The organism is Bacillus canaveralius, from assembly GCF_002860125.1.
GTDB lineage: Bacteria > Bacillota > Bacilli > Bacillales > Cytobacillaceae > Bacillus_BJ > Bacillus_BJ canaveralius.
Map to the genome: position 1 here is coordinate 40,845 of NZ_PGVA01000055.1, position 15,910 is coordinate 56,754.

Genomic DNA, 15,910 nt, shown 5'->3' on the forward strand with positions numbered 1-15,910 from the left:
AGACCCTTAAGGGTCTTAGCGGAAAAGCGGATATAGTAGGTTGCTCAGGTGCGCAAATTCTTCGATTGAAAGGGTTTCTCCTCTTCGGCCGGGATCAATGTCCGCTTCATGGAGAGTGGCCACAATTTCATCCTTCATCTCTTTTCCATTTGGCAGCTGGCTTGTTAAATTATTTAAAATTGTTTTTCGCCTTTGTGCAAAACTTGCTCTAGTAACTAAAAAAAAGAATTCTTCTTCAATCACTGATACAGCTGGTTTATCCCGTTTTGTTAAACGAATCACCGCTGAATCGACGTTTGGCTGTGGTACGAAAACAGTTTTGGGCACGATCATCACTGTTTCTGCTTCTGTATAATACTGAACAGCAATTGATAGAGATCCATAGTCCTTAGAACCAGGATTGGCAGATATCCGGTCTGCAACCTCTTTCTGAAGCATGACGACAATCCCCCTGATCGGAAGATGTTCTTCAAGAAGCTTCATGATAATTGGTGTAGTTACATAATACGGTAAATTAGCAACGACCGTAATATCGTTAATACCTGCAAATTCCTCATTAATTATTTTGCTAACATCGGCTTTTAAAACGTCCCCATGGATTATTTTTGTATTCGGATAGGGGCCGAGCGTATCTTTCAAAATAGGAAGCAGCCGCTGATCTATTTCTAAGGCGACTACCTTTTTGCTGTTTCTGGCAAGCTGTTCTGTCAATGCACCAATGCCGGGACCGATTTCGATCACTCCTGTATTGTCAGTCAATCCGGCATGATCGACAATATTTTTTAAAATATTGGTGTCAATCAAAAAATTTTGACCGAGACTCTTTTTGAATGAGAAGCCGTATTTCTCAAGAATGGCCCGTGTTCTTAAGGGGGTTGCGATATCCTTATTCATGTTGTTCCTCCTGACGTATTGCTGCCAGCGCAGCGGCGAACTCCTCCGGGCTAATTTGGAACATCATTAGCCGTTTATGAAGCTGTTTACCGTTCGTATAGCCAATTTTCAGCAGCTTTCCAAGTTTGATTCTACGTTCTTTAGATCCTTCTCCGCCGATTAAACCTGCTAAGATGAGATCATCCTGGCTTATTTCTTCTCTAACCTCGCCGTTCATTGTATGGGCAGCATTTAATGCCTTTCTTATCGCAGCTGGTGATGCATGCTCAACGCCAACTCCTTTGCCGTGCTTTTGCAATGCATCGCATTTTTCGAGAAAAGCATGCCGGCATCCTGGTACATTATCGGCAATCGTTTTTCTTATCTTCTCTCCTGGAAAGTCAGGATCGGTAAACACAATGACACCGCGGACTTTTTGGGCCAACTTAATTTTTTCGATCGTTTCTTTATTAATGGCAGAACCGTTAGTTTCGATTGTATCGGCATCGACAGCGTTTCTAATCGCAGTAGTATCATCTTTTCCCTCGACCACAATAATTTCCTTAATCTTCATTTTTCCTCCATTATACAGAAAAGCGCAAGCGCCTTGCTCAGCCCCGACAAGCGCTGGAGGGCCTGACGGTGAAGTCGTTTTTTGACTTCATTGGCAGGACCGAAGCGACTCGAGGGGCTAGGCGCTGGAACTAGACAATTAGAAAAGCGCAAGCGCCTTGCTCAGCCCCGACAAGCGCTGGCCGACTAAGATCGCCACGTCCTGTGGCAACGTCGGCACTAGTACGTCCTGTACGTCGGACGGCCTGACGGTGAAGTCGTTTTTTGACTTCATTGGCAGGACCGAAGCGACTCGAGGGGCTAGGCGCTGGAGCTAGACAATTAGAAAAGCGCAAGCGCCTCTACAGACGCGATTGTATTAACCCGCACTGAAACTTTAATTTTTTTTTGTTATTTTTGAAAAAAACCTGAAACATTTTTGTAACATTAAACGTCTATATAAAAGAAAGCAGCATAAAATGAAATGGAGAATTTAAGAAATCTCCATCGTGTTACTCATAAATGCATGGATCAAGTCATTCTAAAACTTCATTTACGCTTGTTTAACAATTATAAATAAAATTAATTAAAATGCAAAATGCAGAGGATTGCTCCCCTGCATCAAAGCCTAATCTAATATTTTGATCTTTACTTTTTTTCTGCCCCAGCGATAGGCTTCGGATGTTCCAGCAAAGAAGACATCGATTTTATGGCCTTTAATTGCTGAGCCTGTATCGGAAGCAACAGCATAACCATAGCCATCCACATAAACCTTTGTACCAAGCGGAATAACACTTGGGTCCACGGCGATTACTTTGGCATTTGGGTTTGCGTTGAGGTTAACCCCGGTTGCAGTAACGCCTGAACAGCCATTGCAACTGGCCGTATATGCTGTTGAGTCTACATAAAACTCCCGGCCCGCAGATGGTTCAGACTGAGCTGCTTGGCGGGATACTTGCTGGGCGATTATCTTCGTTCCGAGGGCTACGACCTTATCCTGTTTGTCTTTAATCTTCTTCTCGCTGATTAATTTTCGGGAAATTTCCTGTCCGTTTTCTTTCACCACTTCAAATTCTTTCGCAACTAGACCGTTTACGCCTTCAGTAATAACTTTTTCGGTACCTTGAGCAAGGCTGCCATCTTTCTTTGTTTCAATGGCAAAGCTAATTGGTTCTTCCACTACATCGGTGACTTTTTCAACTCGAATGACGTTGACAACGCCATTTTCTGTGATTGTCTCTTCTAGATTAGGTTCAACACGGTCTGAATCAGCCAGTGGAATACCTTGCTGCACTAAAAAGTCAGCGACCGTAGTCGAAGTGGACCAGACTTCCAGTTTATTACCTCCATCGATAAGCGTTAAAGGAAAGGCTTTTTGAATGGAAATTTCAAGATCATTTTTAATCTTTTCGTCAAGCTTTGGGAGAACCTTATCATGCTCACTTAAAACAATCTGGTGTTCTTTTAAAAGCTCTCCAACCGTCGCGGCTGTCGTCCAAACTGTCTTGTTTTCTTCACCTTGCACAATCTGAACCTGCTTCGCCTGTTCCCAAACCACTTTTATATTGTTTTCAACCTTTGTGTTTGCCACTGGAAACACATAGTCTTCTGAGCGTACTGCAATGTTAAGTTCATCGAATATATCTTTTATCTCAGCTGCGTGTGTTTTGATGACTTTTTCTTCGCCGTTCAGCGTCAGGGCTACTGTTTTCTTCGTAGTTTCATAAAACAAGAATCCGGTTGCTGCCGCAAAAACTACGAAACTAGCTGAAATAACGGCTAACTTCTTTTTACTCAAAGACTTGGAAAACAGGTTTTTCATGGTTTCAATTACGATGAAAAACGCCTCCTTTTCTCTTCGGAGTGATTATAGTAAACTATCTCGTCTTCTGTCAACCTAAATACCTTTCCTTCAGGGCGCACCTCTTATTATGCAAAATGTATTTCGGAAAAGAAAGGAAGACTTATCGACATGGTTATCCTATGAGTGAAAGGAGATATGTAGAACTTTTTAGAATAGTAAGAAAATAGGACAAGCTTTCACATGTATCGACAAAAAAGCTTATCAATTTATGCCGAATATTTTTTTTGCGTTTGCCGTTGCAGCCTCAGCAAACTCCGGCAATGACAGCCCTTTAATCTCAGCAATTTGTTCAGCAACCAATTTTACATAACCCGGTTCATTTCTTTTTCCGCGAAATGGGTGCGGCGTTAAATACGGACAATCTGTTTCAATTAACAAACGGTCTAACGGAATTGCCGCTGCTACTTCTTTCGGCGTTTTGGCATTTTTAAATGTTACGGGACCACCCAATGAAATATAAAAATTCATATCCAAACACTGTTTAGCAATCTCAACGCTCCCGCTGAAGCTATGCATGATCCCCCCTATTTCCTCTGCACCCTCTTCCTTAAGGATTTGTACAGTGTCCGCAGTCGCATCCCTGTTATGGATAACGATCGGCAGCTTTACCTTTTTCGCCAGCCTGATTTGCTTGCGAAAAACCTCTTTCTGGATCTCTTTAGGCGATTTATCCCAATGATAATCGAGACCCATTTCTCCAAGCGCCACAACCTTTGGGTGTGCTGCGAGCTCTTCAAGCCACTGTAAATCTTCCGCAGTCATATCAATCGCATCAACCGGATGCCAGCCAACACTTGCATGAATAAACTCATATGTTTCAGCAAGTTCAATTGCCTTTGTGATGGTTGGTTTGTCAAACCCGACCACAACAATATTTGTGACACCAGCTTCGAGTGCTCTGTTAATAACTTCCGGCAAATCTTCATTAAACTGTTCTGCATTTAAATGGGCATGTGTGTCAAAAAGCAATCTAAAAACTCCTTTAAACTAGAATTTTATTTTTTGATTACAATTATTAAATTTAAAAAACTATCCATTCAATAACTTTATGTAATGAATATATAAAGATATAGACGCCTAAATTGATGAAATTTATTATATTAGAATAAAAAACATAGAACTGTTTCCTTGTAGCTGTAACATGTGAAACAATTCTATGTTTTATTCTTTTTTATTTTACCTGTGATCCGTTCGGGAGAGTCTGGTCAACAGTAGCCAAGGATAGTTCTCCGTCTTTTCCTCCAGCTAAAATCATTCCTTCTGAAAGCTCACCGCGAAGCTTGACCGGTTTTAAATTCGTCACACAAATGACTTTTCGGCCGATGATTTCCTCTGCAGTATAATACTTTGCAATCCCGGAAACAACCTGGCGTTTTTCATAGCCTAAATCAAGCTGGAGCTTTAAAAGCTTATCCGTTTTCTTCACAGGCTCTGCATGAATGACCTCTGCTACCCGCAAATCCACCTTCATAAAATCATCAATCGTTATTTCTTCCGTCTCCGGCTTTTCTTCAGGCTTAGTTTCGGCTGTTACAGATGGGGCTTGCATTTGTTCTTTAATAAACTCGACCTCCTCTTGTATTTCCAGCCGAGGAAATAAAGGCTCCCCTTTTCTTATCGCAGTGCCCTCGGGAATTTGGCCAAATGATTCAAGGCTGTCCCAGGAAGTCAGTGTTTCTTCGTTAACATTCAGTTGCTCAAAAATCCGTTCAGGTGTACGGGTTAAAAATGGCTTTAATAAAATCCCAATCCGGCGTAGCGACTCTGCTAAATGAATCATCACACTCGCCAATTGTTCCCGGCCCTGTTCTGATTTAGCCAACACCCACGGCTGCGTTTCATCAATATATTTATTTGTTCTGCTGACAAGCTGCCAAACTGTACTCAAGGCCACTGAAAACTCCATTTTTTCCATTGCTTCTTCATATTTACCGATCACATCGACGTTGGCGTCGAGCAACAACCGGTCAAATTCGCCGTTGGAACCTTTATATGAAGGAATAATCCCGTCAAAATATTTTTCAATCATCGCAATCGTACGGTTTAAGAGATTTCCAAGGTCATTCGCCAAATCAAAATTGATTCGCTCCACAAATCCTTCCGGAGTAAACACTCCATCCGCCCCAAAAGGTACTTCTCTAAGCAGATAATAACGGAGTGCATCAAGGCCATAGCGATCGATTAAGGTAACAGGGTCGACGACATTTCCTTTCGATTTGGACATCTTTCCATCCTTCATTAATAACCAGCCATGGGCAAAGACCTTTTTTGGAAGAGGGATATCAAGCGCCATTAACATGATCGGCCAATAAATTGTATGGAACCTGACAATCTCTTTGCCAACTAAATGGACATCGGCAGGCCAATAATTTAAATACTTTGCATCATTCTCAGTCCCATAGCCAAGCGCAGTAATGTAATTGGACAGGGCATCAATCCATACATAGATAACATGCTTCGGATCACCAGGTACCTTTACGCCCCAATCAAAGGTAGTTCGTGATACAGCCAAATCTTCCAAACCAGGTTTAATAAAGTTATTAATCATTTCATTTTTTCGTGATTCCGGCTGGATGAAGTCGGGGTTTTCTTCGTAATATTTGAGGAGCCGATCCGCATATTTACTCATTTTAAAGAAATAAGAAGCTTCTTTTACCTTTTCGACAGGACGGCCGCAATCGGGACAGTTACCATTCTCAAGCTGCCTGTCCGTATAAAAGGATTCACAAGGCGTGCAATACCAGCCTTCATATTCATCTAAATAAATATCGCCCTGCTCAACCAGCCTGGCAAAAATCTTTTCCACCGTTTGTTTATGGCGATCCTGGGTTGTACGGATGAAGTCATCGTAAGAGATTTCGAGTTTGCCCCAAAGCTCCTGGATTCCATCGACGATTTCGTCCACGTATGTTTGAGGAGTAATCCCTCTTTCCCCAGCTTTACGCTGAATTTTTTGTCCGTGTTCGTCAGTTCCGGTTAAATACATCACGTCATAACCGCGCAGCCGTTTATAACGGGCCATTGCATCGCCCGCAACTGTCGTATAGGCATGACCGATATGGAGATTGCCACTTGGATAATAAATGGGAGTAGTAATATAAAATGTATTCAATTTTTCCTGCATCGGATATTCCCTCCTTATTTAAAAAAGCACTATAAATGAAACCTATCCTGAACAGCTAAGGAAAAAATCCCGCCCAATGGGACGAGATCTCTAAATATCCTGCCTTGATTGAGCTGTTTTATCCTGTTTTTTAGCGAAGTTAACAACCATCTGATGTTCTAGTCCGCCTAGAGACATCATAACCGCTTATATCCTCAAAATATACCTAAAAATGTGAAAATGTGCAACCAATTAAGGAGCTTTACAAGCAACAAAGCATGTGATGTAAAATTTTATGGATAACGCTGGTTTTTATTAAAAATAATATTTTTTTAGACTAGAGGTTTAACCAGCCGTCCTGGAGGGAATATAATGACATTAGTTTTTTGTATCTTGCCGTCTGAAAAGCGGATTTTTGTAGATTTTTGTCGAAAAAAGTATAAATATTATACACTTTAAAGCTTTTTTGATAAAATGCCATAAATAAATTTTACTTATTACAGGATTTTTTTTTTATATTTTTTATAATTTTAACCGTTAACAACCTTTTTATATCAAGGTTTTTATAAAATGTTGTAAAATTACACTCGGAATTATAAATAAAATAATTGACGTTTATGGGAAAGGCTGGTATTATTATATTAAATAAAGAATTTGTCGAATTATGACGAATTCCAATAAAAATAGAGATAAAGGTTGAGAGGAGATTAATTAAGATGAAATCTACAGGTATTGTTCGTAAAGTTGATGAATTAGGTCGTGTGGTGATTCCGATTGAATTAAGACGTACGCTCGGTATTGCTGAAAAGGATGCTCTAGAGATTTACGTAGATGATGAAAAAATCATCTTGAAAAAGTACAAGCCTAACATGACTTGCCATGTTACTGGTGAAGTTTCCGATGATAACGTAACTCTTGCAGGCGGAAAATTAATCCTTAGCCGTGATGGCGCTGAGCAGTTATTAAAAGAAATCCAAAGTTCTTTTGAACTTTCCAAGTAATAATCAAAAGCTTCTCCAAATAAATGGAGAAGCTCTTTTTATTATGATTCGATATGATAGACATGATATACATCGCGTTTCTGAATATTTCTGTCCTTCGCTGTTTGCTTAATCGCATCTTTCGGAGCCATTCCTTCCGAAATGTAATGCTCAATATGTTCCTTAATGGTTAAGCGATCCCACCACAGTTGTTGATCCGAAGCGGATTCGGATCCGCCTTCAACCACAAGGCAAAACTCACCCCTTACTTCTTCACGGTTTGCCCAGTCCATCGCTTCAGCGATTGTGCCCCTTATCAGTTCTTCATATTTTTTCGTTAGTTCCCTGCAAAGAACAATCTTTCTCTCGCCAAGGACTTCTGCCATTAGTTGTAATGTATCTTTTAATCGATGGGGCGCTTCATAGATAAGAAGTGTAGCTGTTTGCTTACCCAGCTCTTCCAGTTCTTTTCTTTTCTCCTTTTTATGCCTGCTCAGAAAGCCATAAAAATAAAATGGCTGAGTCGCTAAGCCCGATGCAATCAGGGCTGTTAAGGCAGCATTAGCACCGGGAAGGGAGACAACCGTAAGCTGTTCCTCTGTTGCCTTTTTCACCAGTTCATATCCGGGATCCGAAATAGCCGGCATTCCTGCATCACTGACGAGGGCAATTTTTGCTCCATTTTTGAGCAGTTTCACAATTTTCTCTCCACTGACATCTTTATTATGTTCATGGTGGCTCATCAATGGAGTATCAATTTCAAAGTAATGGCATAGTTTTTTCGTGTTTCGCGTGTCTTCTGCAGCGATGAAATCCATTTCTTTCAGGATTCTAACTGCCCGAAAACTCATATCCTCCAGGTTCCCGATTGGAGTTGGAACGAGATACAGGATTCCTTTGCTTTCTTCATTCTGGAAGCTCTTTTGCTGCCACATATGCCCCTCCTGTTTCCTGAAGCAGGAAATCTTCCTTCTTTTTTCTCGGCAATTTTTTAAAATCATATTCGGCTTTCAACGCCTCACCTTTATTAGCGAACTGTTTGTAAAAAATAAGTGTCACCGGCCCTCTGCCTCTTGTATATTTTGCCCCTTTCCCTTCATTATGAAGCTTCACTCTTCTTTTTAAATTGTTCGTATATCCTCCATAAAAACTTCCATCATTGCATGTTAATACATAAAAATAATGACAGTTATTCTCCATATAAAAGTTCGCTCACTTCTCGGGTATATTCATTTCGCTCATTATAAACAAATAACGGCGCCAAGATTTTCAGATCTGGTTTCCCGTCTTTCGTTGCTTCAATCAATAAAGTATTCGCTTCACTTCCAGGCTTCGGATGAACAAGTTGAATCCGCTTCGGCTCGAGCCTGTATTGCCTCATTAATGTTATTATATCAAGAAGCCTGCCGGGCCGATGAACAAAAGCAGCCTTTCCTCCCTGCCTGAGCAGCTGGCTTGAAACGCTCACAGCGTCTTCAAGGGTACACAGGATTTCATGACGGGCAATCGCCAAATGTTCATTTTCATTGATTTCAGCGTTCGATGGTGTCGGAAAGTAAGGTGGATTGCATGTAACGACATCAAACTTTCCATAGCCGAGCTGCTTTGGCATATCTTTAATATCGCCATGTATCATCGTGATTCTTGATTCGAGGCTATTATAGCGAACGCTCCGCACAGCCATATCATACAATCGTTCCTGTATTTCCACGCCGGTAATTCTCCCTTTTGTTCGTGCACTCAAAAATAACGGAATTACTCCATTCCCGCTGCAGAGGTCGATAAGATTCCCTTTTTGGATCGGAACGTATGCAAACCTTGCCAATAAAGCAGCATCCAAAGAAAAGGAAAATACGGACGGGCTCTGAATAATCCGCAAATTTTCTGCCAGAAGATAATCGAGCCTCTCGTCATCTTTTAACATTACCATCGTCGTTCCTCCAAGAGCTATTTGTTGTTATGTAAAAGATCTTTGTTGTATGACAGGAGAAAAACAGCCTTCCTGCAATAAGGAAGGCTGAGCTTATTTCTTATTTAAAAAAGATAAACAAAACAGGCAATCGCCTTCCTTACGGGGGCTTCCAAAATGCAAATTGCAAATATGAAACCCTTCCTGATAAAGGCGGGCAAGATTATCATAGCCTTCACCAATATCAAGAGGATGTTTGCCATCCTGTTCCGAATGGCTGTCACCCTCTTTTCCCTTGCCGACATTTTGCTGCTCTTTTTCTGTAGTTTTCTCCAGACGGAGCCTTAAATGGTCATTCTCAATTTTTAAAGAATTATTCTCTTCCAGTATTTCCGCAAGATGGACTTTAAGCTCCCCAAGCTGGCGGTACAACTGGCCGATCTGAGTTTCCATATTTGTAACTGAATCAAAAATTTCTTTTTTATCCACGCGTTCCACCTCATTGTCCAGCTACGGCTCCTAGCTTCCTAAGGTCATAAACCAGTCACAGAAGCATCCTTCAAAGTATAAAATGCTTCTGCAGCATAGCAAAGTCGAAGAAACTATGTTCGTCCCGTTGCAAGGCTCCATGATGGTCATTCGAAGATGTTTGTCGTGTTGCCTTGTTTGTTGCGGCTAAAAAAACAGCCTCGTTCCTATTGTGGCTTCCAATGCTCGGGTACCTATGAACAAGCCTGAAGCCGCTTGTTCCTCTTACTAATCTGTTGATTGTAGCGAGACAGCGCCTTCTTTTAAAATTTCATCCAGCGTGTACTCCAGAACGCGATCAGGTTCAGATAACTCCACTTGCAGGACGCGTTCCAATATATTTAAACCGACAACCTTGCCGCGTCCACTAGGGGTTTTAATAAACTCACCCAAGTCCGGAAGCTGTTCTTTTGCTAATTCATACTCATCATTTTCATATTTTAAACAACACATAAGACGACCGCATAAACCGGAAATCTTGGTAGGGTTTAACGATAAATTTTGGTCTTTCGCCATTTTAATCGAAACCGGATCAAAATCTCCTAAAAACGTTGAACAGCAAAGCATTCTTCCGCACGGGCCAATTCCGCCCAGCATTTTCGCTTCATCCCGAACACCGATTTGGCGCAATTCAATTCTAGTCCGAAAGATCGCTGCTAAATCCTTGACTAGCTCTCGAAAATCAACTCGTCCATCCGCTGTAAAGTAGAATATAACTTTATTCCGGTCAAATGTATATTCCACATCTACAAGCTTCATATCTAATTGATGTTCATTTACTTTCTCACAGCAAATATCATATGATTCCTTTGCTGCCTGTTTGTTCTCTTCGACAATCAACCGATCCTTGTGATCTGCAATTCTCAAGACTTTTTTAAGAGGGAGGACTACATCATTTTGTTCAACCTGCTTACGGGCGATCACTACTTTCCCGTACTCTACACCCCGAACCGTTTCTACAATAACGAAGTCCCCTTTTTGAATTGAGAGCTCCCCGGGATCAAAATAATATATTTTGCCAGCTTTTTTAAAGCGTACACCTACTACATCATACAAATGAAGATCCCTCCTGCAATTTTAACACAAGCTGTTCCATTAACAGCTGCGGATTCATATTTGCATGCAGCTTTCTTTTTGCTTCTAAAATGGCCGTCATCTGTTCGATTAGACGCCGTCCCGATGTTTGCAAAGCATATTGCTCCAAGCGTGATTTTTCGCTTGTATAAACAATCTGCTCCTGCTTTCCGATCTGGATATATAATAAATCCTTAAACACAAGAAGTAGTAAATCTAAACCACGATCAAGCTGATCTTTCTCTTTAAAGTGCAGAAACCAATTCTCCTGAAGGTTGACCATTGCTTCAAGGGGATTCTTTTTAAGCACTTCATATAATTTTAACACTATTTTTTGAGCTTGTGCAAACCAATCGTCATTGCTAAGCTCCAATGCTTCAGTTAAATTATTTGTCAGCTGGGAAAGCAGCGGCGCCATGCTCGCTGTTACGCCATTTTCAACAAGCTGGCTCGCCATTTTTTCTGGAGGTAAAGGCTTAAATGTAATAATTTGGCACCTAGAGAGAATCGTCGGCAATATTTGCTGGGCTTGTTCAGTGATTAAGATCGCAAACGTTTGAGCATGAGGCTCCTCCAAAAACTTCAGGAGACTGTTCGCTGCATTTACAGTCATTCGATCAGCATGAACAATCAAATATAGCTTTCGTTTCGATTCCACGCCCGTTTTTGAGAATTCTTCTTGCAGTGCTTGAATTTGGCTTTTTTTGATGGAAAGGCCATCAGGCTCAACTACATGAATATCAGGATGGTTTCCGCTGTTAATCCTCTTACAATTTAAACAGCTTTCACAAGGTTCATAACCGTTCGCTGGATTTTGGCAAAAAAGGCTTTTCGCCAGAAGCAGGCCTGCGTCCTTCTTTCCCGTACCTCTTGCACCCTCAAATAAATAAGCATGCGCCACACGGTCCTTTACCAGGCTGTTTTGAACCATTTTTAACACTGTCGGCTGTATTTCCTCTAATTGCTCCCATGTCCTAGCCAATCCAATCACTCTCTTACGTGTATAAATTAATGAGAAGTCCTTTGATTTCCCCGATCTTCCCTAAAATATCAATTGATGTTTCTTCTTGCTTCATGACATTGTCTGTTAGTTCGACTAGCTTGTCATCAATCGTGTCAACAATTTTTAAGGAACGGCCCTGTCCAAATTGATTCCAACTGTGGGATTGCTTGAGTTCCATCCCGAAATCGACTGTTTCCTTAACAAATCGTTTCACAAGCGCTTTAAACTTGGCTAAGTCCTTAAATGTCCGTGACCGGGCCAGCCGGTCGCCTGCCTGGTCGATATCACCCATCAGCTGCTGGAGCTGTGTCACTTGCATCTTTTGATCTTGCTTTTGAACGTATTCGTTGAATTTTATCCCGACAACATTTTGCTGTTTCTGCTCATGGCGGCCTTTATCGAGATTTAACCGCATATCTTGGTTAATTTTCATAATGAAACCTCCGGATGTTTCCTTAAAATTGGAGAAATTGATCGACTGGAAGAACAAACACGGTTGCCCCGCCTACTTCAACTTCTACCGGGTATGGAACATACGAATCTGCATTACCGCCCATCGGTGAGACAGGTGCAACCAGCTGGTCTCTTGATTTACAGTTTTCCTTGATGATTTGCAGAGCGCGGTCCACTCGAATATCGTCGGTACCGACCATGAAAGTCGTATTTCCTGATTTTAAAAAGCCGCCTGTTGTAGCGAGTTTTGTAGCCCGGAAATTATTTGCCATTAAAGCTGTTGATAAACGATTGCTATCCTGGTCCTGAACAACTGCAATGATTAACTTCATTTTTTCATCCTCCTTAATAGGAAAAAGCGTTTGGCTTGTTTCCAAATTTTTTTCCGAAAATCCATTTATTCTTATTATAGCAGGTATTTCGATTGCTGATAGCCTTCTTTTTACAAAAATAGGAATTCCACTCTTAAATCTGCTTGAAAATTTTTAATTGAGCAAAATTGGACCAATGTAACTTTATGCCTGTCCCTCATTATTTCCATATGTAACCTGTAAAAATTCACACTGGTTTATCGATGGTTTTTTTTATTTTTTCTGCTGATTGCTCATACACGTTTTGAATAGGCTGGGAAGCATCGATTCTGTGTATTCTTTCAGGGAATCTTTTCATTAAAATATAATAACCTTCCCTTACTTTATAATGGAACTCAATCGTTTCCAAATCGAGCCGGTTTACTTCCCTGCCCGCATTTTTGCTGATTCGTCCCAAACCTTCTTCCGGATCAATATCAAAGTATAGGGTTACAGAAGGCATCATTTGCTCAATAGCAAACTGGTTAATCGATAATACTTCATCAATTCCAAGTCCTCGTGCGTAGCCCTGGTAAGCGAGCGAGCTATCGATGAAGCGGTCACACAATACAACAGCACCATCTTCGAGAGCAGGTTTCACTTTTTCAACGAGATGCTGCCTTCTTGCAGCGGCGTATAATAACGCCTCTGTCCGAGGGTCCATAGCTGTATTATGTGTATTAAGGATTACCTTGCGAATCTGTTCAGCGATATCAATCCCGCCCGGTTCCCTCGTCATCATGACTTTATGGCCTTCCGTTTCAAGCTCCTTTGCAAGCAGGCTGAGCACAGTCGTCTTGCCAGCCCCTTCTGGACCTTCAACCGAAATAAAGATTCCTTTTTTCATTCTTTAACCCCCAGATGAGAACTCTTTCTGTATTTTGTATACCTTTATTTTTCTTTCCAGCAAAGCCTCTCCCCCTTGGAACCGCGCTCCACTTTTGAGAAGGAGGTTAAGGCTTTCCAGATCTGCTTGATCAATTAATTCTCCAGGATATAGTAAAGGAATGCCTGGAGGATAAGGCACGATCATTTCAGCACAGATTTGCCCGGCTGCTTCACTAAAATGCAGTTCTTCTATTTCTAAGTTTTTTGCCTGTTTTCCACTTAAAAGGAGCGGTGAAACAGGCTTCTTCTTAAAAAAAACATCCCTTTGTTCATTTACCTGATCGAATTCATTTTTCAGCGCTCTCGTCAGTTTATCAATAACCAGTGCAAATGGATATTCCTGATCTTGTTTTAATAATGGAAGAACAAAAAGAACATTATTCGGATCTGCCAGCTCGACAAATACACCTTCCTGCTCCATCCGCTTCTGTATATCAAATCCATTCAGGGTACATGTTGATTGCAACGTTAATTTTAATAAATCGCCATTGCCGCTCTCCAATACCTTTACCCCTTCTATGTTTGATAATTCCTGCTTAAAAAGTCTCACGGCCTTCTCCGTGTAATCAAGGTCATACTGATTGAAAGAAGCCAAATAGCTCCTGGCTACGTCTAAAGAAGCCAAAATCGGATAAGAAGGGCTGCTCGATTGGATAACTCGCAAATAATATTTTAAAGTGTCCACCGATAACAGTTGACTATTAAAATGCAAAAACGAGCCCATTGTCATTGCCGGCAGCGTCTTGTGCGCCGACTGGACGGTGATATCCGCCCCCAACTCAACTGCGGACAACGGAAAGGGACGGCCCACGATAAAATGAGCACCGTGTGCCTCATCAACAAGTACTGGTATATCATGCTGGTGAGCCACATTTATAATACTTTTTAAGTCATAAGTAAGACCGTAATAGTTTGGATATGTGACGATAATAGCTTTAGCATGCGGATACAAATAGATGGCCTCTTCTACAGTTTCGATTGATACTCCTCCGGCAACCTGCCATTCCTCGTCCAGCATCGGCCCTAAAAACACGGGATTTCCCCCAGCAAGCTCGATTCCATTTAAAATCGATTTATGGCAATTTCTCTGCACAAGGACAATGTCGTCCTCTTTAATCGCAGCCAATATCATCGCGAGATTGCCGCCCGTCGATCCATTAACTAAAAAAAAGCTCTCTTTGACACCGTATAATTCAGCCAGGAGCCTTTCTGCCGCCAAAATGACTCCCTCAGGCGAATGAAGATCATCCAATCCTGTCAATTCCGTCGCATCAAGCTGTAAAAATTTCGCAAAGCCAAAATCTTTTTCTATAGGAAATAACGAACCATACTTATGGCCAGGGACATGCAACGAAATCGGCTTCTTTTCACTATGGCGAACTAAAGCCTCTAATAAAGGCGTTTCTTTTTGATCCATGTTATCACCGATTTCTTATTCAGGATTCTTATCTATTTTATCAAAATAAACCTTCGGCTGCTCCTTTTTTAATAATACATCCCGAGCGCACCCGTTTGTCTCTGTTTAGATTTGCTGCACAAGAAATGGCGCACAAACGCCTCATCATGGAAATGGCAAAAAAGAAAGCCTCCGTTTCGGAAGCCTTCATGAATGAATTTCAGGTTTAGTTATCTTTTTTAACTGTTTCAAAAAGTACTTATATTTAGGATCATCCGTATCCGTAATAATAAGATCATGTTCACAATCAATACATATAAAAGAAGTGTATAGATGTATGCCCTTCCATTTTATTTGTTCGCAAACGACACATGTTTTCCCCGTCTGTTTCTTCGCTAACAAATTGTTCAATACCTCCACCTCCACACCCCTATTCTCACCAAACAACTGTATTTGTATACAATTTTTCGAATATTCCTCAGTGCTCCATTGTATGTATTACATGCTAATTAAGTGTATGTCTATACTACATATCGGCTTCGTTCAGAATATAATAATAACAGGCCGGAGATGAGTTTTTCCCTGAATCTTGCCATGAACTAGTTTTGACGTACTTATAAATACTGTTACTTACTTCCCGAACTTGGGCGTTTTTGCGAATGAATTAAAGAAATCAGAAAATCCAGGCATTGTATTAGAAAATCCTAACAATTTATTGAGTGATAAAAAAGAATTAAGCGGAAATTCCGGTGATTCGCGCGAAAGTACGGAGGAATTAAGCGGAATCTTGGCTTAATTAAGCGGAAAATCCAGGAATTAAGCGATAATCGTAATTAATTAAGCGAAACGGTGTGTCGGATGGTTTCTCCGTATCTAATGTAGAGTAGAAAACAGGAATTAGATATTGTCTTCTTGTCCTCGGGTTTCAGGGTGTTCC

17 protein-coding genes are annotated in these 15,910 nt (G+C 41.0%); 1 reads left to right on the forward strand and 16 read right to left on the reverse strand.

Annotated features, from left to right (window positions below):
- Positions 1-15: 15 nt before the first annotated feature.
- The 5 genes from rsmA to metG form a co-directional block, all read right to left on the reverse strand.
- A complete protein-coding gene (gene rsmA / locus CU635_RS18990) occupies positions 16-894 on the reverse strand; it encodes a 16S rRNA (adenine(1518)-N(6)/adenine(1519)-N(6))-dimethyltransferase RsmA (protein WP_101578952.1) in 879 nt (292 codons plus the stop codon).
- On the reverse strand, positions 887-1,447 hold the full coding sequence (rnmV, locus tag CU635_RS18995; protein ID WP_101578953.1) for a ribonuclease M5: 561 nt from the start codon (positions 1,445-1,447) through the stop codon (positions 887-889). The genes rsmA and rnmV overlap by 8 nt, the downstream gene beginning before the upstream one ends.
- A gap of 606 nt (positions 1,448-2,053) precedes the next feature.
- The gene (locus tag CU635_RS19000; RefSeq protein ID WP_101578954.1) at positions 2,054-3,247 is read right to left on the reverse strand and encodes a resuscitation-promoting factor; all 1,194 of its coding nucleotides are present in this window, start codon (positions 3,245-3,247) and stop codon (positions 2,054-2,056) included.
- Between the two features lie 243 nt (positions 3,248-3,490).
- Positions 3,491-4,258 (reverse strand): TatD family hydrolase, encoded by a 768-nt coding sequence (locus CU635_RS19005; protein ID WP_101578955.1) that lies wholly within the window; start codon positions 4,256-4,258, stop codon positions 3,491-3,493.
- A gap of 202 nt (positions 4,259-4,460) precedes the next feature.
- Positions 4,461-6,413 (reverse strand): methionine--tRNA ligase, encoded by a 1,953-nt coding sequence (gene metG, locus CU635_RS19010; protein WP_101578956.1) that lies wholly within the window; start codon positions 6,411-6,413, stop codon positions 4,461-4,463.
- 689 nt (positions 6,414-7,102) lie between these two features.
- On the opposite strand from metG, the gene CU635_RS19015 reads away from it, so the two are divergent.
- On the forward strand, positions 7,103-7,393 hold the full coding sequence (locus CU635_RS19015; RefSeq protein WP_180955677.1) for a transition state genes transcriptional regulator AbrB: 291 nt from the start codon (positions 7,103-7,105) through the stop codon (positions 7,391-7,393).
- A gap of 41 nt (positions 7,394-7,434) precedes the next feature.
- On the opposite strand, the gene rsmI is transcribed toward CU635_RS19015, so the two are convergent.
- From rsmI to CU635_RS19070, 11 genes are all read right to left on the reverse strand, one after another.
- The gene (gene rsmI, locus CU635_RS19020) at positions 7,435-8,307 is read right to left on the reverse strand and encodes a 16S rRNA (cytidine(1402)-2'-O)-methyltransferase (RefSeq protein ID WP_101578958.1); all 873 of its coding nucleotides are present in this window, start codon (positions 8,305-8,307) and stop codon (positions 7,435-7,437) included.
- Positions 8,279-8,572 carry a GIY-YIG nuclease family protein gene (locus CU635_RS19025; protein ID WP_101578959.1) on the reverse strand — a complete coding sequence of 98 codons (294 nt, stop codon included), beginning with the start codon at positions 8,570-8,572 and terminating at the stop codon, positions 8,279-8,281. Before CU635_RS19025 ends, rsmI begins: the two co-directional genes overlap by 29 nt.
- On the reverse strand, positions 8,562-9,302 hold the full coding sequence (locus tag CU635_RS19030; RefSeq protein ID WP_101578960.1) for a tRNA1(Val) (adenine(37)-N6)-methyltransferase: 741 nt from the start codon (positions 9,300-9,302) through the stop codon (positions 8,562-8,564). The genes CU635_RS19025 and CU635_RS19030 overlap by 11 nt, the downstream gene beginning before the upstream one ends.
- Positions 9,303-9,395: 93 nt before the next feature.
- Positions 9,396-9,770 carry a DNA replication initiation control protein YabA gene (gene yabA / locus CU635_RS19035; RefSeq protein WP_101578961.1) on the reverse strand — a complete coding sequence of 125 codons (375 nt, stop codon included), beginning with the start codon at positions 9,768-9,770 and terminating at the stop codon, positions 9,396-9,398.
- 267 nt (positions 9,771-10,037) lie between these two features.
- Positions 10,038-10,865, reverse strand: coding sequence for a PSP1 domain-containing protein (locus tag CU635_RS19040; protein WP_101578962.1), 828 nt, complete (start codon positions 10,863-10,865; stop codon positions 10,038-10,040).
- On the reverse strand, positions 10,858-11,865 hold the full coding sequence (gene holB / locus CU635_RS19045; protein WP_101578963.1) for a DNA polymerase III subunit delta': 1,008 nt from the start codon (positions 11,863-11,865) through the stop codon (positions 10,858-10,860). The genes CU635_RS19040 and holB overlap by 8 nt, the downstream gene beginning before the upstream one ends.
- 13 nt (positions 11,866-11,878) lie before the next feature.
- Positions 11,879-12,319, reverse strand: coding sequence for a YaaR family protein (locus tag CU635_RS19050; protein WP_101578964.1), 441 nt, complete (start codon positions 12,317-12,319; stop codon positions 11,879-11,881).
- Positions 12,320-12,341: 22 nt separating this feature from the next.
- Positions 12,342-12,671 carry a cyclic-di-AMP receptor gene (locus CU635_RS19055; RefSeq protein WP_101578965.1) on the reverse strand — a complete coding sequence of 110 codons (330 nt, stop codon included), beginning with the start codon at positions 12,669-12,671 and terminating at the stop codon, positions 12,342-12,344.
- Positions 12,672-12,897: 226 nt separating this feature from the next.
- Positions 12,898-13,536, reverse strand: coding sequence for a dTMP kinase (gene tmk / locus CU635_RS19060; RefSeq protein WP_101578966.1), 639 nt, complete (start codon positions 13,534-13,536; stop codon positions 12,898-12,900).
- 3 nt (positions 13,537-13,539) lie between these two features.
- A complete protein-coding gene (locus tag CU635_RS19065; protein WP_101578967.1) occupies positions 13,540-14,994 on the reverse strand; it encodes an aminotransferase class I/II-fold pyridoxal phosphate-dependent enzyme in 1,455 nt (484 codons plus the stop codon).
- 186 nt (positions 14,995-15,180) lie between these two features.
- Entirely contained in the window at positions 15,181-15,399 is a 219-nt protein-coding gene (locus CU635_RS19070; protein WP_373270837.1) for a sigma factor G inhibitor Gin, read from the reverse strand.
- Positions 15,400-15,910: the final 511 nt, after the last annotated feature.